The organism is Kocuria sp. MNB10 (genome assembly GCF_054073685.1).
The window spans coordinates 154,310-177,005 of sequence record NZ_CM133411.1; the positions used below are offsets into that span (position 1 = coordinate 154,310).

The 22,696-nt window shown below is 69.3% G+C and carries 21 protein-coding genes, 2 tRNA genes, 1 other RNA gene and 1 pseudogene; 6 read left to right on the plus strand and 19 right to left on the minus strand.

The features are described from left to right. Positions 1 to 147: 147 nt before the first annotated feature. The 3 genes and pseudogenes from ACW9PK_RS00645 to ACW9PK_RS00655 form a co-directional block, all read right to left on the minus strand. A pseudogene (locus ACW9PK_RS00645) lies at positions 148 to 1,075 on the minus strand (transposase). A 296-nt stretch (positions 1,076 to 1,371) separates the two neighbouring features. Continuing rightward, positions 1,372 to 1,683: a membrane protein insertion efficiency factor YidD gene (gene yidD / locus ACW9PK_RS00650; protein ID WP_231885405.1), complete on the minus strand. Its 312-nt coding sequence runs from the start codon at positions 1,681 to 1,683 to the stop codon at positions 1,372 to 1,374. A gap of 48 nt (positions 1,684 to 1,731) precedes the next feature. Further along, a complete protein-coding gene (locus ACW9PK_RS00655) occupies positions 1,732 to 2,916 on the minus strand; it encodes a zinc-dependent alcohol dehydrogenase (RefSeq protein ID WP_098054543.1) in 1,185 nt (394 codons plus the stop codon). 87 nt (positions 2,917 to 3,003) lie between these two features. Here ACW9PK_RS00655 and ACW9PK_RS00660 point away from each other — a divergent pair, with 87 nt between their 5' ends. Next, a complete protein-coding gene (locus ACW9PK_RS00660; protein ID WP_457016230.1) occupies positions 3,004 to 3,939 on the plus strand; it encodes an SDR family NAD(P)-dependent oxidoreductase in 936 nt (311 codons plus the stop codon). A gap of 129 nt (positions 3,940 to 4,068) precedes the next feature. On the opposite strand, the gene ACW9PK_RS00665 is transcribed toward ACW9PK_RS00660, so the two are convergent. The 7 genes from ACW9PK_RS00665 to ACW9PK_RS00695 form a co-directional block, all read right to left on the minus strand. Beyond that, positions 4,069 to 5,316, minus strand: coding sequence for an APC family permease (locus tag ACW9PK_RS00665; protein WP_457016231.1), 1,248 nt, complete (start codon positions 5,314 to 5,316; stop codon positions 4,069 to 4,071). A 115-nt stretch (positions 5,317 to 5,431) separates the two neighbouring features. Next, positions 5,432 to 6,340 carry an SDR family oxidoreductase gene (locus ACW9PK_RS00670; RefSeq protein ID WP_085105936.1) on the minus strand — a complete coding sequence of 303 codons (909 nt, stop codon included), beginning with the start codon at positions 6,338 to 6,340 and terminating at the stop codon, positions 5,432 to 5,434. A gap of 84 nt (positions 6,341 to 6,424) precedes the next feature. Next, positions 6,425 to 7,078 (minus strand): response regulator transcription factor, encoded by a 654-nt coding sequence (locus ACW9PK_RS00675; RefSeq protein WP_085105935.1) that lies wholly within the window; start codon positions 7,076 to 7,078, stop codon positions 6,425 to 6,427. A gap of 21 nt (positions 7,079 to 7,099) precedes the next feature. Continuing rightward, positions 7,100 to 7,948 (minus strand): glycosyltransferase family 2 protein, encoded by an 849-nt coding sequence (locus ACW9PK_RS00680; protein ID WP_167317862.1) that lies wholly within the window; start codon positions 7,946 to 7,948, stop codon positions 7,100 to 7,102. Next, on the minus strand, positions 7,945 to 9,021 hold the full coding sequence (locus tag ACW9PK_RS00685; protein ID WP_457016232.1) for a glycosyltransferase: 1,077 nt from the start codon (positions 9,019 to 9,021) through the stop codon (positions 7,945 to 7,947). Before ACW9PK_RS00685 ends, ACW9PK_RS00680 begins: the two co-directional genes overlap by 4 nt. Then, complete coding sequence (locus ACW9PK_RS00690) at positions 9,018 to 10,079, minus strand: glycosyltransferase (RefSeq protein WP_193519412.1); 1,062 nt, start codon at positions 10,077 to 10,079, stop codon at positions 9,018 to 9,020. The genes ACW9PK_RS00685 and ACW9PK_RS00690 overlap by 4 nt, the downstream gene beginning before the upstream one ends. Continuing rightward, entirely contained in the window at positions 10,076 to 11,155 is a 1,080-nt protein-coding gene (locus tag ACW9PK_RS00695) for a glycosyltransferase (protein ID WP_457016233.1), read from the minus strand. Before ACW9PK_RS00695 ends, ACW9PK_RS00690 begins: the two co-directional genes overlap by 4 nt. Before the next feature lie 254 nt (positions 11,156 to 11,409). Between ACW9PK_RS00695 and def the strand changes: the two genes are divergently transcribed. Then, positions 11,410 to 11,979 carry a peptide deformylase gene (gene def / locus ACW9PK_RS00700; RefSeq protein ID WP_144932386.1) on the plus strand — a complete coding sequence of 190 codons (570 nt, stop codon included), beginning with the start codon at positions 11,410 to 11,412 and terminating at the stop codon, positions 11,977 to 11,979. 104 nt (positions 11,980 to 12,083) lie between these two features. Here the strand turns inward: def and ACW9PK_RS00705 are convergent, their stop codons facing one another. From ACW9PK_RS00705 to ACW9PK_RS00720, 4 genes are all read right to left on the minus strand, one after another. Further along, a complete protein-coding gene (locus tag ACW9PK_RS00705) occupies positions 12,084 to 12,860 on the minus strand; it encodes a YaaA family protein (RefSeq protein WP_312796901.1) in 777 nt (258 codons plus the stop codon). 14 nt (positions 12,861 to 12,874) lie between these two features. Continuing rightward, an RNA gene (rnpB, locus tag ACW9PK_RS00710) (RNase P RNA component class A) lies at positions 12,875 to 13,253 on the minus strand. 140 nt (positions 13,254 to 13,393) lie between these two features. Continuing rightward, positions 13,394 to 14,122 (minus strand): zinc ribbon domain-containing protein, encoded by a 729-nt coding sequence (locus ACW9PK_RS00715; RefSeq protein ID WP_457016234.1) that lies wholly within the window; start codon positions 14,120 to 14,122, stop codon positions 13,394 to 13,396. Between the two features lie 53 nt (positions 14,123 to 14,175). Continuing rightward, complete coding sequence (locus tag ACW9PK_RS00720; RefSeq protein WP_457016235.1) at positions 14,176 to 15,057, minus strand: Nif3-like dinuclear metal center hexameric protein; 882 nt, start codon at positions 15,055 to 15,057, stop codon at positions 14,176 to 14,178. 70 nt (positions 15,058 to 15,127) lie between these two features. On the opposite strand from ACW9PK_RS00720, the gene msrA reads away from it, so the two are divergent. The 3 genes from msrA to epsC all read left to right on the plus strand — a co-directional run bounded on the left by msrA (position 15,128) and on the right by epsC (position 17,401). Further along, positions 15,128 to 15,667 (plus strand): peptide-methionine (S)-S-oxide reductase MsrA, encoded by a 540-nt coding sequence (gene msrA / locus ACW9PK_RS00725; protein WP_035962271.1) that lies wholly within the window; start codon positions 15,128 to 15,130, stop codon positions 15,665 to 15,667. A gap of 95 nt (positions 15,668 to 15,762) precedes the next feature. Further along, the gene (gene cysK / locus ACW9PK_RS00730) at positions 15,763 to 16,698 is read left to right on the plus strand and encodes a cysteine synthase A (RefSeq protein WP_144932380.1); all 936 of its coding nucleotides are present in this window, start codon (positions 15,763 to 15,765) and stop codon (positions 16,696 to 16,698) included. A gap of 118 nt (positions 16,699 to 16,816) precedes the next feature. Then, complete coding sequence (gene epsC / locus ACW9PK_RS00735) at positions 16,817 to 17,401, plus strand: serine O-acetyltransferase EpsC (protein ID WP_035961303.1); 585 nt, start codon at positions 16,817 to 16,819, stop codon at positions 17,399 to 17,401. 108 nt (positions 17,402 to 17,509) lie between these two features. On the opposite strand, the gene gndA is transcribed toward epsC, so the two are convergent. Together gndA and ACW9PK_RS00745 are read right to left on the minus strand one after the other, a co-directional pair. Next, on the minus strand, positions 17,510 to 18,967 hold the full coding sequence (gene gndA / locus ACW9PK_RS00740; protein ID WP_457016236.1) for an NADP-dependent phosphogluconate dehydrogenase: 1,458 nt from the start codon (positions 18,965 to 18,967) through the stop codon (positions 17,510 to 17,512). Positions 18,968 to 19,091: 124 nt separating this feature from the next. Then, positions 19,092 to 19,162 (minus strand) — tRNA-OTHER (locus ACW9PK_RS00745). 208 nt (positions 19,163 to 19,370) lie between these two features. Here ACW9PK_RS00745 and ACW9PK_RS00750 point away from each other — a divergent pair. After that, positions 19,371 to 19,446 (plus strand) — tRNA-Val (locus ACW9PK_RS00750). Positions 19,447 to 19,709: 263 nt separating this feature from the next. On the opposite strand, the gene ACW9PK_RS00755 is transcribed toward ACW9PK_RS00750, so the two are convergent. From ACW9PK_RS00755 to hisD, 3 genes are all read right to left on the minus strand, one after another. Next, positions 19,710 to 20,351, minus strand: coding sequence for a GNAT family N-acetyltransferase (locus tag ACW9PK_RS00755; protein WP_286737663.1), 642 nt, complete (start codon positions 20,349 to 20,351; stop codon positions 19,710 to 19,712). Positions 20,352 to 20,446: 95 nt separating this feature from the next. Further along, positions 20,447 to 21,121 carry a transcriptional regulator NrdR gene (gene nrdR / locus ACW9PK_RS00760; RefSeq protein ID WP_457016237.1) on the minus strand — a complete coding sequence of 225 codons (675 nt, stop codon included), beginning with the start codon at positions 21,119 to 21,121 and terminating at the stop codon, positions 20,447 to 20,449. Between the two features lie 3 nt (positions 21,122 to 21,124). Beyond that, entirely contained in the window at positions 21,125 to 22,510 is a 1,386-nt protein-coding gene (gene hisD, locus ACW9PK_RS00765) for a histidinol dehydrogenase (RefSeq protein ID WP_144996848.1), read from the minus strand. Positions 22,511 to 22,696 lie beyond the last annotated feature (186 nt).

Below are 22,696 nucleotides of genomic sequence, written 5' to 3' on the forward strand. Positions count from 1 at the left end.
TGACCACTCCCACCGCTGCGGCCATCCCCGCCACCCCGACCGCCCGCGCCTGCCGTCCACATGCACGGTGGAGGAAAAACAGCTTGGCGCGCGAATATCTGTTCCAACTCAGTAAAAGCACAGCCGGGGGTGCTCCTATGTTCTGAGTCAAACCGCGAGGGTGGTTGGTTCGGGGCTAAGGGTAGTGGTCGGGGGCTGGTAGTAGGTGCCATTGCGGAGCATCGCGTAGATGACGTTGCAGCGGCGGCGGGCGAGGCAGATGACGGCGGCGTGGTGGCGGTTTCTCTCGGCCCGCTTCCGGTCGTAGTAGGCCTTGGAGATCGGATCTGAGTCCGAGGCGACCCACGCGGAGTAGAACAGCGCGTTCTTCAGGCGTTTGTTGCCGGATCAGGCGGGCAACTCGCTCCTGATCGAGGCCCCTGATCTTCGCGTGACCGGCGCGACGCCGGCGTAGGCTGCGAGATGGCCTGCGGTCTCGAATGCGGAGCCATCGCCGAAAGCCAGGAGGATCTGGGCGGTCTTGATGCCGATCCCCGGCATGCTCATCAAGACCCCGGCGAGAGAAAAGTCCTCCAGCATAGCCTCGACCTCCCGGGCCACGGTCGCCCGCTGTTCCTTAAGTTCTTTGACCTGGCCAGCGACTCGGGGGATCACCAGTTCCACCCCTGCCGTTGCGGGGACCACCACGGTCTGCTCGCTGAGCGCCGTGAAGAGCCGATCGACCAACACATCCGGGTCAGCGGGATGGATCTGTGTGAGCAGAGACCGGATCCGGTTCAGTGCCCGGGTGGTCTCGTGGGCGAGGTCCTCGGCCTTTCGCATCGCCAACCCGGGTAGGTAGGCCACCGCGCAGCCGACGTTGCGAGCGACTGCGATGGGCAGGGCTCCGATGGTGATGGGCTCCATCAGCACGTCGCCGTGCTCCCGCAGGTGTGTGAAGAGGTCGCGCAGCTGGGCCTCGTCCTGCGGGAGGGGCTTGTCGAAGATCCTGTTCCCCGTCGGGGTCCAGCGCGCAGGCACGATGCCCGGTCTTCCCCACGCCCAGGCCGATCACGGCCGCGAATCTGGCGTTCATGATGTCGTCCTCGTTGAACGCATCACTGCTGGTCGCAGTCTTGAGACCCGATGCCGGCACCCACGTTGCGAAGAGACCTCAGAGAAGCTGGGCCGTGTCCCTATGAGCGGTCAACGCGTGTCTCTCGACCGGGCGGCAACACCCCCGGACCATGGATGGCTGGGCAGACAAGCCATACCCGGTCGAGCACCAAACGCCCAGCGATCGGGGGTACTCACAACGTAACTGGCGGGCACCACGAAGCCCCTCCTACCTCCGAGCGCGCCGCGAGGTGGGAGGGGCTTCCTCCATCTTTCTTAGAACCGGAACGGAATGGGGATGGGCCCGCAGCAGCAGACTCCGCTCACGTCGCCGCGGCCCGCGGGGCCGAGCATGAGTGCCGCCCGGTAGCAGGCCGCGAAACGGAGCATCGTGGGGATGATCCCTCGGATCACGCCGTACTGCGCAATGATGCCGCGCACCGCCGCGGAGCAGGACTGCCCGCCCCGTGCCACGAGGTGCGCGCACGTGAATCCTTTACGCGGTGAGAGGTGGCGCTGGTATCCGCGGATGAGACGATCGACCCCACGGCGGGGTGCCGTGGCTACTCGAAGCAGTACGTCAGTCAAGGGCGACCGGCTCCTCTTCCCATGAGCATGATCGTGGTGTGCACAGGGTCATGGCTTGAGGACCACCTTGATGCAGCCGTCCTTCTTCTCCTGGAAGATCTTGTACATCTCCGGTGCGTCCTCCAAGGACACGTGGTGGGTGGCCAGTGACTCGAGGCCGAGGACGTCGTCCGGGCGGCTCGCGATCTCCAGCAGCTCATCGGTCCAGTGGCGCACGTGGCACTGGCCCATGCGCATGCTGATGCCCTTGTCGAACATCTCCATCATGGGCATGGGATCCGCCATTCCGCCGTACACGCCCGACACCGAGACCGTGCCCGCGCGGCGCACGCTGTGGATCGCGGTGTGCAATGCGTCCAACCGGTCGATACCGGCCGTCTCGATGGCCTTGCGCCCGAGCGGCTTGGGCAGTCGCGCCGCACCGGCGACGATCTTCTCCGCAATGGGGTTGCCGTGCGCTTCCATGCCCACGGCATCCAGGACGCCGTCGGGGCCGCGCCCATCCGTCATGTCGACGAGCGTGTCGGAGACCTCGTCCACCTCACGCATGTCCACGGTCTCGATCCCCCAGCTCTTGGCCAGGGCGAGGCGCTCGTCCACACGGTCTACGGCGATGATCCGCTTGACGCCCTGCAGCTTGGCCGAACGCACCGCGAGCTGGCCCACGGGTCCGAGGCCCAGCACCGCGAGGGTGTCCTCTTCCCCCACGTTCGCGTACTTCACGCCCTGCCACGCGGTGGGCAGGATGTCGCTGAGGTAGAGGAAACGCTCGTCGTCGAAGTCCTTGGGCAGTTTCACGGGGCCGAAGTCCGCGTGCGGGACGCGCACCATTTCCGCCTGGCCCCCGGGGACCGACCCGTAGAGGGAGGAGAAACCGAACAGCGCGGCGCCCGTTCCCATCTCGCGGACCTGGGTGGTCTCGCACGCGGCGTACAGCCCGCGGTCGCACATCCAGCAGTGACCGCACGCGATCACGAACGGGACGACCACGCGGTCACCGGGTGCGAGGTTGCTGACCTCCGGTCCCACTTCTTCCACGATGCCCATGAACTCGTGACCCATCACGTAGTCCTTCTGCAGGTACGGGCCCAGCACGCCGTAGAGGTGCAGGTCCGAACCGCAGATCGCGGTGGACGTGACCCGCACGATGGCGTCGGTGGGATCCTGCAGAACGGGATCGGGGACGTTTTCGACCCGGACGTCGCCAAGTCCTTGCCATGTGAGTGCTCGCATTCACCCAGTAAAGCATGATCACCCCGCCCGGGCACCACCCCTGCAGGGGGGTCGAACCTGGGCGGCGCACCGCGTAGCGTGTCCCGTATGACCGCATCGCATCAGATTGCCCTCGTGGCCGGAGCCTCCCGTGGACTGGGACTGCTCGTGGCCAAGGAACTTCTCTCGCGTGATTTCGACGTCGCCGTGTGCGCTCGCGACGCCGCCGAGCTGGCCCGCGCGCGCGAGATGCTGTCCCCGTTCGGCACGGTGCACGCCTACGTGTGCGACATCGCTGAGGCGGACCAGGTCGAGGCCCTGGTGCGGGACGTGGAGCGCGATCTGGGACCGGTGGACGTGCTCATCACGGTCGCCGGGATCATCCAGGTGGGCTCGGTGGAGGGTGTCACGGTGGAGCAGTTTCGGGACGCCGTGACCACCATGACCATGGGTCCCGTGCACACCGCGCTCGCGGTGTTGCCCGGGATGCGCGAGCGTGGCCGCGGCCGGATCGGCACGATCGCGTCCGTGGGCGGACTGGTCTCCGTGCCGCACCTGTTGCCGTACTGCACGGCCAAGTTCGGCGCGGTGGGGTTCAGCGAGGGTCTCGCGGCGTCCCTGTCGGGGACCGGCGTCACCGCCACGAGCATCGACCCCGGCCTCATGCGCACGGGATCGCACGAGCGCGCCTACTTCACGGGCGAGTCGCAGAACGAGTACGCGTGGTTCGCGCCGTCCGCGTCCCTGCCGGTGTTGTCCATGAACGCCGACCGCGCGGCCCGCTTGATCGTGGACGGCGTTCTCGCGGGACGCCCGATCGTGCTGCTGGGGTGGTTGCCCAAGGTCGCCCAGCGGGTCCGGGGTATCGCCCCCGGGCTCACGATTCGCGCGTTGGGCGTGGTGAACCGGGTGCTCCCGTCCGCGTCCCCCCAGCAGACGGATCTCGTGGTGGGGGCCACCGCCAAGCAGCGCCTGGGATCCCGCGTGGTCAACGCCCTGAGCACGCTCGGCAGCAAGGCCGCACAGCGCAACAACGAGCGCTGAACGAACCGCGGTCGTCCGGCTCGCCGGTGCGCCCCGTGCCGGACGACGGCGCGCGCGGTGGCGGCAGCGCCCGGCGGCGTGGTTCACGACGGCTGTGCAGCGTGGCGTGACGCGCCCTCGCCAGCCGGGTCAGCGCCGTCGCACCCTAATCCCTCGGTACACGATGCCCAGCGCCAGTATGAGGACGCCGCCCGCCACGGACGCGATCGGGAGCGTGATCGCGAGGACCACGCACAGCACCGTGCCCAGGACGGACACCGCGCGCGGGTAGCGGCGATGCGGCCCGGTCTGCGTGAGCGCACTGAGGTTGGCCACGAGGTAGTACAGCAGCACCCCGAACGACGAGAAGCCCACCACCCCGCGCACGTCCATGGTGAACACCGCGATCACGACCACCGCTGCCACCACGATTTCGATGCGGCGCGGGACGCCGTGGCGCTCGTCGAGCACGGCGAGGGGCGCGGGCAGATCCGCCGTGCGGGCCATGGCCAGGCCGGTCCGACCGATCCCCGCCGTGAGCCCCAGCAGCGACCCGAGCGTGGCGGCCGCGGCCGCAATCGTGACCACAACCGTGGTCCACGGCCAGTCGGCGGCCGCGGCGAGGTCCGCGAGCGGCGTCGTCGTACGGGACAGGGCCTCGGGACCGAGGACGTGCAGCGAGAGCACCGCGAGTACGCCGTAGATCACGAGGACCGCGCTCAGGGAGATGACGATGGCCCGGGGGATGATCCGGGCGGGATCGCGCACTTCCTCCCCCATGGTGGCGATGCGTGCGTACCCGGCGAAAGCGAAGAACAGGAGTCCCCCGGCCTGCAGGACGCCGTACGCCCCGCCCGGCGGTGCCGCACCGAAGGTTGATGCGGCGGGGCCGGACCCGGCGAAGAGCCCGGCCACGAGGACCACGGCCAGGCCCGCGAGCACGATACCCACGAGCACCTTGGTGGCCGAAGCAGTGCGCGTCACGCCGAAGCAGTTGACCGCGACCACACCGAGCACCGCGAGAGCAGCGACGGGCCGTTGCCAGGGCTCGGGGACCACGTAGGCGGCGAACGTCATGGCCATGGCCGCGCAGCTCGCGGTCTTACCGGTGAGGAAACACCACCCGGCGAGGAACCCCGGCCAGGGGCCGAGGCGCTCGCGACCGTAGACGTAACTGCCGCCGGCCACGGGGTACTGGGCGGCCAGCTGGGCCGAGGACAGTGCGTTGCACAGTGCGACGACCGCGGCCAGCACGAGGGCCAGCGGTAACCAGGCGCCCGCGGAGGCCGCAGCGGGGGCGAACACCACGAAAATGCCGGCGCCGATCATGGAACCGAGCCCGATGGTCACGGCGTCCGTCAGGCCAAGTCTCCGGTGCATGGCGGAAGGATTCGTCACGAGGCTCCCGGGTTTCACATCACGTGCCCGTGACACACCAATGGGCGGGCCGCGTATCGCGTCCCGCCCACGGTGGTGTCATGTGCACTTGTCTGTCGTGGCTCTCGAAGGTGGCCTAGAAGACGGGCTTGCCGCCGGTCACACCGATCACCGTGCCGGAGACGTAGGACGCCTCCGCGGGGCTGGCCAGGAACACGAACGCCCCGGCCATCTCGGAAGGCTGTCCCGCGCGGCCGAGCGGGGTGTCCGACCCGAACTGAGGCATGCTCTCGCCGGCCTTGGTCGCGGGCTGCAGCGGGGTCCAGATGGGTCCGGGGGCCACGGCGTTGACGCGGATCCCCTTCTCCCCCAGCTCGCTGGCCAAATTGACCGTGAAGTTGTTGATCGCGGCCTTGGTGGAGGCGTAGTCGATCAAGTTCTCGGACGGGTCATAGGCCTGGATGGAGCTCACATTGATGATCGAGGAACCACTCTTCAGGTACTGCAGCGCCTGCTGGGAGACCCAAAACAGGGCGTACAGGTTGGTCTTGAAGACGCGGTCCATCTCCTCGGTCTTCAGACCCTGCAGACCGCCGTCACGGCGGGCCCACTGGAAGCCCGCGTTATTGACGAGGATGTCCAGGCCGCCGAGCTGCTCGGCGGCATCGTCCACGACCTGACGGGCGGTGGCTTCCTCGCGCAGGTCCGCGGGCAGCAGGACGGCCTTGCGACCGGCCTTCTCGATCCACTGCTTGGTGTCCTGCGCGTCCGATTCCTCGTCGGAGAGGTAGTTGATGGCCACGTCCGCGCCCTCACGGGCGAACGCGATGGCCACCGCGCGGCCGATGCCGGAGTCGCCACCGGTCACGAGGGCCTTGAGACCCTCGAGGCGACCGCGGCCCACCCAGTTCTCCTCACCGTGGTCCGGGAAGGGCTGCATGTCCGTGGACAGGCCGGGCGGGGTCTGTTCCTGCTCGGGGAAACCGCCCTCTTCACCGGCGAGTTCCCGTGCTTTCCTGGCTGCTGCGTACTTGTCTTCGGTCATGTGTCCATTGTGCCCCGCCGTACCCCGGGCTGTCGCCCACCCGGGAGGATGAAACCGCTGGTCGGTCCCGGATGACGCTGCGGGTCAGACCGCGGTTGTGCGCTGCTGCTGACCCGTGGGATCCATCCCGTGCTGGACACCCCACAACACGGCCTGACTGCGTCGCTCCACGCCCATCTTGCGGTAGGCGGAACGGATGTAGGACTTCACGGAGTTGATGCTGAGGTAGCAGTGCCGGGCGATTTCGTCATTGGTGAACCCCTGGGTGATCAGCGCGATCACCTCCGCCTCACGCGCGGAGAGCCCCTCGGGCCGGCCGGGCCAGTCCGGCAAGGTGATGTCCTCCCGCACTGGTTCGGGGGCCACCACGCGCTCCCCCTCGTGCACGCGCACGAGGGCGTCCGCGAGTTCGTCCGCGGTGAGCTCCTTGGAGAGATAACCGTGTATGCCCAGATCGAGTGCTTCGTCAACGTGCTCGGCGCGCACGTGCCACGTGTACATCACGACCTTGAGGCAGTGGGGGTCATCCAGTAGGCGCATCACGTCATGGGTGCCACGATCCTTCGCGGCGAACGCGTCATAGAGCACCACGTCCGCGTCCGTGTGCGGCAGACACCCGGAATCAAGTTCCACGACCCGCAGGCGCGGATGACCCTGCAGCATACTCGCCACACCCTGGAGGACCACGGGATAGTCGTTGATCAGGGCCAGGGTGATGACAGGTCGTTCGGAACTCACACCCCGAGCATAATCGTATGCTCACGCATCATCGGTCGAACCCTGTTCGAAAACGTGCCAGTCCTCCCCCGCGCGTGTCAAGACCCCCAAGTTGCGGAGTTCCCGCAGCCACCCCTCCATGGGGTCGAACCCCCACGTACGGCGGAAGAGGTTGGCGTTGCGGGCGATCGCTGCGGCGTGCTGGACGGGCGGTGACTGGGTCGGGTGGTACTGGTGGTACGCGGCGGCTCCGCCGAGCCACCACAGGCTCCCCCCGCTCGCGGCCAGGCGCTGACCGAAATCCGTGTCCTCGCCCCCGTAGCCCACGTAGCGCTCGTCGAATCCGGCCGCCGCGTGCCACGTCCGTACCGTGGTCGCCATCGTCAGCGACCACAGCATCCGGGGGTCGCCCTCGACCAGTTCCCCGGGCTCCGGCAGCACGCGGGCGGCATGATCCCGTCCCGCGCGGGCGACGCCCTCGGGCGTGTAATCGGCCTCGGTCATTCCCTCCGGGAGGTACTGCACGCGCCCGCTCACCACGGCGCGCTGGTCTGCGAGCCGCTCGAGGGCGCGCGTGTAATCGGCCATCAGGTCACGGTGGGGAAGGCAGTCCACGTCCAGTAGCACCACGGTGTCCGCGCCCAGCTGCTCCGCGCGTGCCACGCCGGCATTGCGCGCGGCGGCCAATGGCAGTTCGACGGCCGGCGGCAGTTCCACGAGGTCGGTGGGCAGTTCCGGCCGTTGCTCGAGCACTCCGCGGATCCCGGGATCGCCCATGCTCACGACCACATGGGTGACCGGGGGTTCGTTCTGCGCGGCCACCCAGTCCCGTTGCCGCCGCAGGTGGGTGTGCCGTCCGCTCACGATCGTGATCAGGGCAGCGGCCGTCACGACGTGACCCCGTGCAGCAGGTCCTCGAGCGCGCGCGCCGCACGGTATGCGCCGTCGCCATGGCGCCACGCGTCCCAGCGGGAGCCGCCGAGTTGCCGGGCACGTGCGAGCAACCGGGGCCATGCGGCGGCGTCGGGCCAGTGCTGCAGGCCCACGCAGATTCCCCCGCGCTCGAGCGCGGCGGCCGTGGCGGCTTGCTCGTCGTGCGGTCGCGGCTGGGCGACGACGACGGCGCGCGAGTGCGCCGCGGACAGCTCCGCCACGGCGTTGTTGCCCCCGTGGGAGACGACGACGTCCGCCTCGTGCAGTTCGCGCCACAAGTCCGGGGAGGGGTTCTCCGGCGAGCGCACGGTCCACGACCACCCGGGGGTCGCCGCGCGAGCCGCCTCGATCTCGGTGTCCCCCACGTCGGTCCCGCCGCGGCCCCAGACCACCAGGACGCGTTGGCCGCCGACGTCGCTCGCGCCGCTCCCGCTCGCACCTCGCGTCGCGGTGCGCTCACCGGGAGCTGGCTCGCCGGAAGAGTACGCGCCGGGAACGTGCTCGGCGGAGGATCCCGGCACCCGCACGGGGACGTCGAAGCGGGAGATGGCCCCCGTGAACGTGGTCTTACGGGTCCATTCCTCGGGCCAATAGGTCTCCGCGGTCTCCCGGGACCACGGCGCGATCAGAGCGGTCGCGGCGTCGTACGCCGCACGGTGGGTGCGGTCGGTGCGATCCCCCCGCATGGCCATGACCACGGTGGGCACACCCATCAGACGTGCGAGCAGGGTGACCTCCGCGGAGGTGTCCGTGACCATGAGTTCCACATCCGAGCGCAGGCGCTGCGCCATGAGACCCATGCGTTCCCGGTACCCGGGATGCTCGAGAGGCGCCCAGTGCAGCACGCCGTTGGCGGTGGGGTCCACGGGGTCCTGGGCGACATCCGGGGGCAGCTGGACCCACTCGCCGGGCCACGCCTCCGGGCGCTCCAGGGAACTGAACCCCGTCACGGGCACCGTGAGTTCCCGGGCGATCTGGGTGGCCCGGTTGCGGTGGCCCAGGCCCTGGTGGTGGATGTAGTACCCAATCACGCGCTCACCAGTTCCCGGTAGAGCGCGGCGTAGGCGTCCACGGTGACGTTGAGGGAACAGTGCTCGAGCGCGTAGTGGCGCACCCTGGTGCGGTCCAGGGCCACCACGCGGGGCAGCTCCGCGACCGCGGACGCCACCGTCTCCACCTCGCTCGCCCCGGGCTGGGACGTGTGCCCACCGGGATCGCGCACGATCTCGCTCAGGCCGCCGCGGGCCACCGCGAGCACGGGCGTGCCGCACGCCATGGCCTCCGCGGCCACGAGGCCGTAGGGCTCCTCCCATGCGGGCGTCACGAGGCTCGCGGCGCTATTGCCCACCAGGGTGCGCAGCTGCTGCGTGTCCAGGTGACCCACGTAGGTGATGTCCTCGTTGAGCAACGGCTTCAGCCGCGCCTCGAAGTAGTGCCGATCCGCGATGGGCCCGGCGATCCGCAGTTTCCACCCGGCCTTGCTCGCGATCAGCGCCGCGATGTGCGGGGCCTTCTCCGGGACCACGCGCCCGGACCACACGAGGGCATCCCCGCCGGGTCCCGGCCGCCACTCGTGCGGGTCCACGCCGTTGCGGATCACGCGGGCGGGCGTGACCTTGCTCCACATCTGGGCCACCGAATCGCTCACGGCCACCGTGGGTGCCGTGGGCGTGAGACGCAGCGCGGGTTCGAGCCACGGGGTGGCCGGGGTGTGAAGGGTGGTCAACAGAGGTTGCGGGATGGCCGGGGACATCACAATGGGCAGGAAGTGCAGCGAATTGTTGTGCACCACGTCGATGTCCGGGCGGCGTGCGAAGTCCCGCATGACCTGCAGGTACGAAAAGGTCTCCCGCACCTGCGCCTCCGGTGGCATGGCGACGTCGTTGCGCGCCTCGTCGCTGAGCACGAGCGGTTCCACGTCCAGTTCCTCGACCCCGAGCTCGGGGTCGGAACCCGGCGCGGCGAAGACCACCACCTCCATCCCGCGGCACTTGAGCCCGCGGGCCAGGTGCCATGTGAAGGACTCGAGACCCCCGGAGAACGGCGGGGCGATCGGGAACCGGTCGTGCGCGAGCAGTGCCACCTTCATGCGGCGTCCCCTTTCCCGGCCTCCCGGACCACGACGGCGCGGCGGTAGACCTCGGCGTGGGCTGCGGCGATGCGACGTCGTTGTTGGGTACGTTCCAAGGCGCTCGCCTGCCAGGGCGCGTTCCCGCGCAGACCCGCGAGCGCTTCTCGGATCTGATCGGCGTCCGGCTGACCGTCCCGGTCCCAGTTGAAGCGCAGCACACCCGGATGCTGCTCGTGGTAGAACCCCACGGACGGCGCCAGGACATGGGTGCCCAGGTCGTAGCACAGTTCGAGCCACCCGGAATGGGTGCCGAAGCGGTACGCGAGCACCGAGAGATCGAGCCCGCGCAGGTACTCCCACAATTGCTCGTCGGTGTAGAAGTCGTGGACGTTGACCTGAACGTTGTGTGTCCGATGCGCGGTCTCCAGTAGGTGACTCACCACGGGGTCGTGGTGCGGGGTGCCCCGGGTGACCACGTCTGTGTGGACGTCGAGTTGCAACCGGATCTCCCCGCGGGACGCGCATTCGAGCAGCACGCGGGCCACCGGCAGTGGGTTCATGTTCGCCCGCATGCTCTTGAGGTTGAGTCCCACCACGGGTACGGATCCCACGGGCGCGTGATCGCGCCACCGGTCTAGCGGGAGCAGGTGCGGGTGCGGGATGACCGTGGCCCGGCGGCCCCAGCACCGCTCGATCACGCGTGCGGCGCCGTCGGTCAGGGTAATCAGTTCGTCGGCGGCCGGGATCAGCACGTCCAGGGCGGCGTCCTGGGCAGCGGGGTCCGTCTGGTGGGGGTTGCGCAAATCGTGCACCGTGTAGACGAACGGTTTGCCCAGCTCGTGCAGGGTGTCCACGATCCGTCGCAGCTCCGCGGGTGAGGTCTGGTCGAACCCGAAGTGCAGGTGGTAGATGTCGAACTCGTGTGCGTGCCGCCGGATCCAGGCCTCGCTCAGCATCACGAGGGGCCACCACGGAGCTCCGGGGACCGGGTGTGCGGGCGCGGGGTCCGGCAACCGGTGGACGGGCTGCACGGCGCCGGGGTCACTGAGGTGCTCGACGTACACGTGACCGTGGGGTAGGGACGCGACCCTCACTCGATGTGACCTCCTGCGCAGAACTGACGTGAACGGATGGGACGCCCGCGGGCCGTGCGGACCGGGAACGGCGCGGGATCCGGCGCCTGAGCCGGTTGTGTGCACGGCCCCCGGCGACGATACACACATTACTGATGGTCAGGGACACGATATATTGTCCTCCGTCCGCCCGCCCTCCGCGCGGCCGCGCGGCGTGGGTCCAGGGACCACGCCCACATATGACGTCCACCCGTGAATCCCGAGGTGCTCTCCGCATGACCGTCCGTCCCATTGTGATCTCCGGTAACCCCGTGCTGCATCGTCCCGCGGCCCGGGTGACCACCTTCGACGACGCCCTGCGCGAGCTCGTGGCGGACATGCATGAGACCATGGACGCGTCCCACGGCGTGGGTCTGGCGGCGCCGCAGATCGGGGTGGGGCTGCGGATCTTCACCTACATCTTCGAGAACGAGGACGGTGTGCCCCCGCGCGGCACGCTCGTGAACCCCGTCCTGAGCACCGGGCGGATCTCCGAGACCGCCCCGGACCCGGACGACGAGGCCGAGGGATGCCTCTCGGTGCCCGGCCAGTCCTGGCCCCTCAAGCGGGCGGACTGGGTGCGGATCGCCGGGCAGGACGAGAACGGGGACCCCGTGGCGTTCGAGGCCAACGGCTGGTTCGCCCGGGTCATGCAGCACGAGTACGACCACCTGGACGGGAAGCTGTACGTGGACCGGCTCAACCGCAAGTGGTCCAAGAAGGCCCGCAAGGCCATCTCCGCGGAACAGTGGGGCACGGATTCGACGTGGCTGCCCGGTGTGGACGAGGACCCGTTCGGGCACTGACCCGCTGAGGGGATCCCGCATCACGGACGCGCCGTGGCGGCAGGCCCCGTCTCAGCGCCCTCGTCAGGCGAGCCAGTTGCTGCCCGTGGCTCGGCGCGGCTTGGTTACTGCGGATCCACCACGATCGTGAGCGTGCCCGCCTTACGGGTCGTGGGTTCGGTCAGTTCCACCGTGAACCTCTCGGCCAGCGCCGCGCTCACCTGCTCCACGGTGTCCAGCGGACGCCCCGCTCCCCCAATCTCGCACAGCGCACGGGCCACGAGTCCCCGCGTGTGTTTGGCGTGATGTGACACCACGGACCGGGTCCCGTCCGGCTTGAGCTGCTCGACCCGTACCGTGACGGTCCGCGCGGCGGGAGGTTTCCACGCCGCGGCGTAGGCCGCCGAGCGACAGTCCACGATCACGCCGTCGGCGGCGAGCGCGTTCAGCACCGGGGTCAATCGCGGCTTCCACCACGCACCGAGCTTGCCGGTGTCCGGCAGCGCGGTCCCCATACTCAGGCGGTAGGCGGGGATGCGGTCGGTGGGTCGCACCGCGCCCCACAGTGCGGAGATCACGAGCAGCGACGCATCGGCGACCTCGCGGGCCTCGGGGGCGAGGGAGCTGACATCCAGCGCGTCGTAGAGCACCCCCGCATAGACGTCGGGGGTGGGCGCGGCAGGTGCGGTCGCGAGTTCACGGTTGCGGGCGACGTCGTCCGCGAGCGACGGCCCCACACCCAGGATCTCTAGGGCGTCCGGGCGTTCGCTGACCTCGGCGAGGTGCTCTGCCAACACTGCGCGATCACGTGAGAGCTCGGGGAAGCTGAGTTCGGCGGGCATGACGGGATTCCCGGTCGCGGGCGCGGTCTTGGACTCGGAGGGAGGCAGCAGAATCAGCACCCCACGAGTGTAGAGGGACAGGTGGGCCTGTGAGCCGGGTTCTGTGCCGCGGGCGGTTACCCGCACCGCGGTGACGACCATCCATCTAGACCGTGCGTTGCCGCACGGCTCGAGCAGCCTACCCGGACGCTCGGGCGAGCAGCCCTCGAACGCGCCCTGCATGGCCTTGCTCCGGACGGGGTTTACCGAGCCGCGCCGGTCACCCGGCGCGCTGGTGGTCTCTTACACCACCTTTTCACCCTGACCCGCTCGCGGCGGGCGGTCTGTTTTCTGTGGCACTGTCCTGCGGGTTACCCCGAGTGGGTGTTACCCACCGTCCTGCTCTTCGGAGCCCGGACTTTCCTCGAGACGCCGTCGTTCACGACGACGCCGCGCGGTCGCCCGGCCCACCTGTCCGCCGTCGATCCTACCGCGCCGCCGGGCCACCCGACGCTCAGCGCCTGGCACCCTTGGCGCGGGGCACCCGAGTCAATGCGAGCGGCCGATGAGGAGCGGGCCGCGCAGTTCAGGACCGGACGCGTGCAAGCCCGGGCTCACACCAGGAGCAGCGCGGAACACTCGGGGCACTGGGGCACGGTCTGCGCCGGGGCATTCGTCAGCGCCGCGGCGTCGGCGGGGCTCAACCGGGTGCCGCACGCCCCGCACGTTCCGTTCTCGAAGCGTGCGACGGCGATCCGGCCTCCCCCGCGGGCGGTGCGCAGGCCGTCGTAGCGGCTCAGCAGGGCGGGATCAGTGAACTCCGATACACGCGTGGAGCGCTCCGCGGTCAGCCGCGCGTGCTCCTTTTTGAGCCGGGAAAGCTCCGCATCCCGCTCGGCCACCGCCGCGCGGGCCTCGGCGTCCGCGGCGCGCAACAGGGGCAGCTTCCGGTCCCGGTCCGCGGTGACCTCCTCGGCGTGGTCCATGGCCTGCAACTGCGCGTCCTCGGCCCGTCCGCGCTGCGCGGTGAGGGTGTCGATCTCGTGCTGGATGCCCATGAGGTCCTTGGCGGAGCCGCCGTGGTTGAGCCGCTCGGTGTCCTTGTCGATCCGGTCCTGGACCCGGGTGACCTCCCGCTCCGCCTCGGCCACCGCCCGCTCGGCCTCCTGCTGGGCGGTCTCGAGGGCGCGGGCCGCCGCGATCGCCTGCGTCCGCCGGGCCATGAGGGAAGCCACCCGCTCGGAGGTCTGCAACTCCTTGGCCCGGGCCATCACGGTGAGCAACCGGGAGTCCACGGACTGGAGTTCCAACAGGGCGGGAAGGGCCGAGCGGGGCGAGGTCATGGCGTTCTCCTGGGGTGCGGCTGGTTGAGTGCGGTGGTAGGTCCGCGTGTGCTTCAGGTCCCGGGCGTGTCGATCCGGAAGTCCCACGGATCGGTGCGCAGCGAGCTGACGGAGGTCTCCACGGCGAATCCCCGCCGCTCGAGTTCGTGCCGCAGGTCCTCGGCGGCCCACGGCAACCACAGGGCCTCGCTCGCGGAGTGGGCGGCGTCGATCAGCGCAGGGGTGCCCGATCCCCCGGGGCCCAGGGCGGCTTCCCGCGCTTCGGAGGCCGGGTGGTGGCGCAGGTCCGCGGTCACGAACACGTCCGCCCCGTGGGCCCGGACCTCGTCGAAGAGGGAGTCCCCGGAGCCCCCGCACACCGCCACGGTGCTCACGGGTCGCTCGGGATCGCCGGCCACGCGCAGGCCCTGCGCCGTGGGCGGGATCCGCTGCGCGAGTCGGTCCGCGAGTTCGCGCAGCGTCACCGGCGTGGTCAGGGTCCCCACCCGACCCAGCCCCACGCGGGGGTCCGTGTCGTGCGGGACGAGCGGAGCGGCGTCGTCGGGAGAGACACCGCACGCCGCGATCAGCGCGTCCGACACGCCCCGGCGCGCGGAGTCCGCGTTCGTGTGGCAACACAGCAGGGCGCAGCGGTTCTCGATGAGGTCGTGGATCGCGCGGCCCTTGAAGAGGTGCGCGGCCACCGACGTGACCCCGCGCAGCAACAGCGGGTGGTGGGTCAGCAACAGGTCCGCGCCCCTGGAGACGGCCTCGTCCACGACGGCGGCCACGGGATCCACCGCGAAGAGGATCCGCCGGATCGGCTGCTCCGCCCGCCCCGTGACGAGCCCGGACGCGTCCCAGTCCTCCTGCAAGGGGAAGGGCCACAGAGTGTCCGCGGCGGCGAGCACGTCCTCGAGCGTGGGCGGGGCGTCGGACGGGCGTTCGGTGCTCATGACCTCATCCTAGGAGTTCGCGCTGGGCGAGCGGCGGGAATCTTCTGGCGCGTCACGCGTTGTACTGGGCATGACTTCATCGACACCGCAGACGTTCGTGCTGGCCGGTGGCTGCTTCTGGTGCCTGGACGCCGTCTACCGCAGGGTGCGCGGCGTGCAGGGGGTGCGCAGTGTGTACACGGGAGGGCACACGGACCACCCCGACTACGAGTCCGTGTGCTCGGGCACCACGGGCCACGCCGAGGCCGTGGAGGTCACGTTCGATCCCTCCGTGGTTCCCGCCGACGTGATTCTGGACCTGTTCTTCACGGGCCACGACCCCACCACGCTCAACCGCCAGGGCTACGACGTGGGCACGCAGTACCGCTCCGCCATGTTCCCCGCCGACGACGAGCAACGGCACCTCTTCGAGGCCGCGATCTCCCGGGCGCAGACCCTGTTCGACGATCCCGTGGTGACCACCATCGAGCCGCTCGGGCCCGTGCACGAGGCAGAGGACTTCCACCAGGACTTCTACGGGAACCAACCATTCAACGGCTACTGCCAAGTGATCATCAACCCCAAGCTCGCGAAGGTGCGCCAACATTACGCCGTGTGGCTGAACGACTGAGCCGCCACCCGGGCCACCGATACGCTGGAGAAGACTCTGTGCGGGGACCGGCACGTGTGTCATGCCCCGCGGACCGACTGAACAGGAGACATGTCATGGGCAAGATCTACAACGACGTCACCGAGGTCGTGGGAGGCACTCCCCTCGTCCGCCTGAACCACCTGGACAAGGACCTCCCCGGCAACGTGGCCGTGAAGCTCGAGTTCTACAACCCCGCTAACTCCGTGAAGGACCGGATCGGCAAGGCCATCGTGGATGCCGCCGAGGCCTCCGGCCAGCTCAAGCCCGGTGGGACGATCGTGGAGGGCACCTCCGGTAACACGGGCATCGCCCTGGCCATGGTGGGTGCTGCCCGCGGGTACAAGGTCATCCTGACCATGCCCGAGACCATGTCCACCGAACGCCGGGTCATGCTGCGCGCCTACGGTGCGGAGATCGTGCTGACCCCGGGTGCCGACGGCATGCGCGGCGCCGTGGACAAGGCCCAGGAGATCGTGGACTCCTCGGACAACGCGATCCTCGCGAGCCAGTTCGCCAACCCGGCCAACCCCCAGGTGCATTACGAGACCACGGGCCCCGAGATCTGGAACGACTCCGACGGCGCCGTGGACGTCTTCGTGGCCGGTATCGGCACGGGCGGGACCATCTCCGGCGCCGGCAAGTACCTGCGCGAGCAGAAGCCGGACATCCGGCTCGTGGCCGTGGAGCCCTCCGACTCCCCGCTGCTGACCGAGGGCAAGGCCGGCCCCCACAAGATCCAGGGTCTCGGCGCGAACTTCGTCCCGGACGTGCTCGACCGTGAGATCTACGACGACGTCTACGACGTCACCGTGGAGAACTCCGTGAAGTTCGCTCGCGAGCTCGGCACCCAGGAAGGCATCCTGGGCGGCATCTCCTCGGGCGCCATCGTGTGGGCCGCCCTGCAAGAGGCCGCCAAGGAGGAGAACCGGGACAAGCTCATCGTCGCCGTGGTGTGCGATTTCGGTGAGCGCTACATCTCCACGATCCTGTACGAAGACATCCGGGGCTGATCCACTCGGCCCGACCGTGCGGGTGTCCGGGATGCGCACCACAAGTGAGGCGCAACCCGGGCACCCGTTCTTCACGGCGGGCGGCCCACCCCGGCACACCACGGAAGAGGAAACACACGTGAGCTTCTGGCGCAGACTCAACGAGGACCTCGACACGGCTCGGACGCACGACCCCGCGGCGCGGTCCAACCTGGAGATCGCTCTGAACTACTCGGGGCTGCACGCCATCTGGGCCCACAGGTTGTCCCACCGGTTGTGGCGTAACCCGGACCGCCGGTTGCTGGCGCGCACCGTGTCCCAGCTCGCCCGCTGGGCCACGGGCGTGGAGATCCACCCGGGCGCCACGATCGGCCGGCGCTTCTTCATCGACCATGGCATGGGTGTGGTGATCGGCGAGACCGCGGAGATCGGTGACGACGTGATGATCTACCACGGCGTGACCCTCGGTGGTCGCTCCTTGGAACCCGTCAAGCGTCACCCCACGATCCAGGACCGCGTGACCATCGGTGCCGGTGCCAAGATCCTGGGTCCCCTGACCGTGGGCCATGATTCCTCTGTGGGCGCCAACGCCGTGGTGGTCAAGGACGTCCCCGAGGACTCGATCGTGACCGGCATCCCCGGCAAGGTGCGCCGGCGCACCCCGGAGAAGCAGGAACCGCTCGTGGACCCCGCAACCTACATCGATCCCGCGATGTGGATCTGAAGCTGACTACCTGACGGGTTCGACGAGAACGGGCCGGGTCCCCACGTGGGGGCCCGGCCCGTTCTCGCTACCACCCCCTGTCTCGGGAGCGGTCGACGGTTCACGTGCTCAGGACACGACCTCGGAGCGGTCCCCGCTCCACAGCACGTGGAAGCTGGAGTCCGGGTCGTCGATGCGCTTGTACGTGTGGGCACCGAAGTAGTCCCGCAGGCCCTGGGTCAGGGCGGCGTTCAGCCGCGGGCGGCGCAGAGCGTCGTAGTACGCGAGCGCGGAGGAGAACACCGGGGCGGGGATGCCGCGTTCGACGGCGCGTGCCACCACGCGGCGCCACGACGGCAGTGCGTCCTCGATGGACGTGATGAATTCGGGCGCGAACAGCAGGTTCAACGGGGCCTTGTCCCCCTGGTAGGCGGCCATGATCACGTTGAGCAGTTCGGCGCGGATGATGCAGCCGTTGCGCCACAGGCTCGCGATGGTCGCGAGGTCCAGCTGCCAACCGTACTCCCGCCCGGCCATGGTGAGCATGTCCAGGCCCTGCGCGTAGGACACGAGCTTGGACGCGTACAGCGCCTTGCGCACGTCCTCCACGAACCCGGGGTCCTTCACGACGTCCTCGGTGGTGTCCCCGATGCCGGCGGGCAGCACCTCTTGGGCCTCCTTGCGCATCACGGGCTCGGAAGACGACAGGGCGCGGGCGAACACCGACTCGGCGATCGCGGTGACCGGGGAGCCCAGTTCCAGGGCTTCCTGCACGGTCCAGCGGCCGGTGCCCTTCTGACCCGCGGCGTCCGCGACGACGTCGATGAAGGGCTTGCCCGTCCGGGAGTCCACCTGACGCAGCACTTGCGCGGTGATCTCGATGAGGTAGGAGGACAGCTCGGTGGTGTTCCATTCCTCGAACACGTCCGCCTGCTCGGCGGGCTCCAGTCCGGCCACGGAACGCAGCAGCTCGTGCGCCTCACCGATGACCTGCATGTCCGCGTACTCGATGCCGTTGTGCACCATTTTCACGAAGTGACCCGCGCCGTCAGTGCCGATCCACGCGCAGCACGGAGTGCCGTCGTCCGCCTTGGCGGAGATGTCTTCGAGCATGGGGCCCAGGCTCTTGTAGGACTCCTCGGAACCACCCGGCATGATGGACGGGCCGTTGAGGGCGCCCTCCTCACCGCCGGAGACACCCACGCCCACGAAGTGCAGGCCCTTCTCTGCGCACTCGCGCTCACGACGCCGCGTGTCCTGGAAGTAGGAGTTGCCACCGTCGATGATGATGTCGCCCTCGTCCAGCAGCGGGGTCAGCTGCTCGATCACGGAATCCACGGGCGCGCCCGCCTTGACCATGATCAGCACGCGGCGCGGCTTCTCGAGGGAATCGACGAGCTCCTCCATGGTCTCGGTGGGGATGAAGTCCCCCTCGGAACCGTGCTCCTCCATGAGGGCCGTGGTCTTGCCCTCGGAACGGTTGTGCAGGGCCACGGTGTACCCGTGGTGCGCGAAGTTGCGGGCCAGGTTGGCGCCCATCACGGCCAGGCCGGTGACGCCGATGTGAGCTTTCTTTTCTGCTGCCATGGTCCCTAGCCTACGCATTTGCCCTGTGGGGTTGCAGCGATTGCCGCCTGTTCCCCCGGACACGCTCGGACATGCTCGGACATGCAGAAATCCCCGGGACTTGAGTCCCGGGGATTTCTCGAAGTGGTGGAGACCGACGGAATCGAACCGCCGTATCTGTCACGCCCGAAAGCGATCTAGCGCACCAGCGTCCCCTCAAGCAAGACACGTCACCGAGCGCGTTTGCATCATCAGCTTAACGCATCGTGACCGCGCGGTGTCAAACGCGACGCCGAACGAGGAACCTCTCGTGGTCAACATCACACACGGACTCGTGCATCGTGTTGGGTCCCGCCGTGACCTGCGGGTAGGCTGATCCGCAATCGGGTGCTGGCAGCTGGTCCAGTCGTGCCCACCCGATCCCGGGCCTTTAGCTCAGCTGGTAGAGCGCCACGTTTACACCGTGGATGTCATCGGTTCGATCCCGGTAGGGCCCACCACACGTACGACGAACGGACGTCAAGCCCGTCGCGCCGGGGTCGCGGAATGGCCCCGGCCTATCTCCTAGGTCGAGCGATGCAGGTCTACTGAGACGGTGGGGACTCTCCGAGCACATCGTGGACGGCGTCGTCGACACGAGTATCAACGGCACGTTCCTGAGCCCCGTGGCCGCAGTGATCGCTGGCAGCATCGAACTCGCACAGGTGCGCAAGGCGCATCTCAGGGCGATCTTCGCGGGACCCGGAGGGAACCTTCCGGTCCCTCACGCCACGGGCGGGCGCCACATCCCGATCGCGGGGACCGTCCCGCGGGACGGCACCGGTCCCCGGGAGATGAACCCGAAACGCGAGTAGAAGGGCACGAGGTCCAGCGAGGAGGCCTCCAGGTACGCCCCAGTGTGCTCGCGGTCGATGTGGGCGAGCCGTTCGTTGAGCAGCATGCTCCCCACTCCCGTCCGCTGCAGATCGGGCAGGGTCCCCACGGCCTTGAGGTACCAGTGCGGGGTGGCTGGATGCTGGCGGTGGGCCAGGAACTCGGTCGCAAGGGCATCCGGGAGGCGATCACGGAACACCCGCGCGTAGGCCAGCAGACCCGGAAGCATCCGAGGGATCGAGACCTTGCTTCCGGGGGCCTCCCACAGGGCCACGCCCAACGGACGCTCCTCACCCCGCCGCTCGGCGAGATACGCGTGGCCGCCCGCCTGCAGGGTCTCCCGCACGATGCGCTCCCACAGGACGGTCAGGGACCCGATCACGTCACCGGGCGGGAGCAGACCCACCACGTGGGGGTCCACCGAGAACGCCCGGGCCAGGGTCGCGGCGGCGCGCTGCGTGTCCGCGGCGGCCGCGGGGAGGATGTCGATCTGCTGCGCGGCGTCGTGGTCGGCGCCCTGAGTCGTCTGCACAACCAGAGAGTAACAGCACGCCCCTAAGAGCGGGCCGGGTGCCGAACCCGTCCATGACGAGCTCGTTCACCCGGCAGGCAAAGGACGTGCGACGCTCAGAGAAGTCGCGGCTGCGTGGGCGTCTCCGCCGGTTTCTTGGCCCGACGACGCCGCGTCGGAGCGGCCTTTTTCGGTGCCGTGTCGTCCTCGGGGGCCTCCGCGGCAGTGTCCTCCGACGCCGCGTCCGTGCCCTGCGCGGGGCGCCGGCCCGAGCGACGTCGTACGCCACCGTTGGTTCCCGGACCCGCAGCGGGAGGAACGAGGGTCTGCTGACCCGCGAGCTCCGCCTGCTGATCGCGGAGCACGTTGATCGCGCGCTCAAAGTCCTCGAGGTCGTCGAACGCCTGGTACACGGACGCGAACCGCAGGTAGGCCACGACGTCCAGGCGGCGCAGGGGCGGGAGGATGGACAGGCCCACGTCGTGCGCCTCGACCTCCGCACTGCCCGAGGCCCGGATGGATTCCTCGACCTCCTGGGCGAGCAACGCGAGGTCGTCCTCGCTGACGGGGCGACCCTGACATGCCTTGCGCACGCCGTTGACGATCTTCTGGCGGTCGAACGGTTCGGTCACCCCCGAGCGCTTGATCACCGAGATGGTCGTGGTCTCGAGCGTGGAGAAGCGTCGGCCGCACTCGGTGCACCGGCGGCGTCGGCGGATGGATGTGCCGTCGTCCGAGGTGCGCGAATCCACCACCTTGGAGTCGTTGTGCCGGCAGAACGGGCAGTGCACGGCTCAGCCTTCCCGGCCCGGTGCGGCGGCCTCGGAGCGGATCGTGACGGCGCGGCCGTGCGCGGGCAGATCCTCGGTGTCCGCGAGCGCCACGATGTCGTCCTCGAGCTGCGCGAGCGCCTTCTTGCTGTACTCGATGACCTGCACGGCTTTCATGAACGACGCCGCCTGCAGTCCCGAGTTGAACACCGCGGTCCCGCCCGTGGGCAGCACGTGGTTGGAACCGGCGGCGTAGTCCCCGAGGGGCACGGGACTGTACGGGCCCACGAAGATCGCGCCGGCGTTGCGCACTCGCGCGGCCACCACGGCGGCGTCCCGCGTGTGGATTTCGAGGTGTTCGGCGGCGTACGCGTCCGCAACCGCCACGGACTGGTCGAGGTCGTTCGTGAGCACGACCCCGGACTGGGGTCCACCCAGTGCCGTGGCGATCCGCTCACGGTGTTTGGCGGCGGGCACCTGGACCGCGAGCTGCTCCTCGACCGCCCGGGCCAGGTCCTCGGAATCGGTGATCAGCACGGACCCCGCAGCGGGATCGTGTTCGGCCTGCGAGATGAGATCCGCGGCCACGAACCTCGGATCCGCGGAGTCGTCGGCGAGCACCGCGATCTCGGTGGTGCCGGCCTCGGCGTCCACGCCCACCACGGAGCGCAACTGCCGCTTGGCCATGGCCACGAAGATGTTGCCCGGGCCGGTCACGGTGTTGACGGGTTCCAGGACGTCCTCACCATCGGTGATCCCGTAGGCCAAGGCGGCGAGCGACTGCGCGCCGCCTACGGCCCACACCTCGTCCACACCCAGCAGACCGGCCGCGGCCAGGATCACGGGGTGGGGCAGTCCGTCGAAGTCCTTCTGGGGCGGCGAGCACAGCACCACGGATTCCACGCCCGCGGCCTGGGCCGGCACGACGTTCATGACGACCGAGGACGGGTACACGGCCAACCCACCGGGGATATAGAGCCCTGCGCGACGCACCGGAGTCCACCGGTGGCGCAGGACGGCACCGGGGGCGACCTCCACGCTCACGTCCTGCGGCCGCTGCGCCCGGGCGAAGGCGCGCGTGCGCTCGATCGCGGACTCCAGTCCGTGGCGCACCGCGGGGTCGAGTTCGGCCACCGCGCGCTCGATCTGCTCGGGCGCCACCCTGATCCGCTGCTGGTCCACGCCGTCGAACTTGAAGGCGAGATCCCGCAGCGCCTGCGCGCCACGGGAGCGGACGTCCTCGATGATCGAGCGGACGCTGTCCTCCGCCTCAGCGACTGACGACGCCGCTTGGCGCGGCACCGCCGCACGCAGTTCGTTCCAGTCCAGGTGCCGTCCCCGCAGGTCGATGACCCGCAGGTGGGAACCAGTGGTCGCCGGGGATGCGGATTCAAGGCTGTACTCACTCACCCGTCCAGTCTACAATCGCGCCCCGCGCGGACCGCTCGGGCAACACCCGCACACGGCTAGAACCCACGCACCGGGCATGCCGAGGTCACGCAGCGTCAAGTCCGACGCCGCGCGGCGGCCCGGGTAGCGTCGCGCAACTACCCGTGCGGCGTCGAACCGCGGCCCGTTCGACGCCGCCCGTTCACG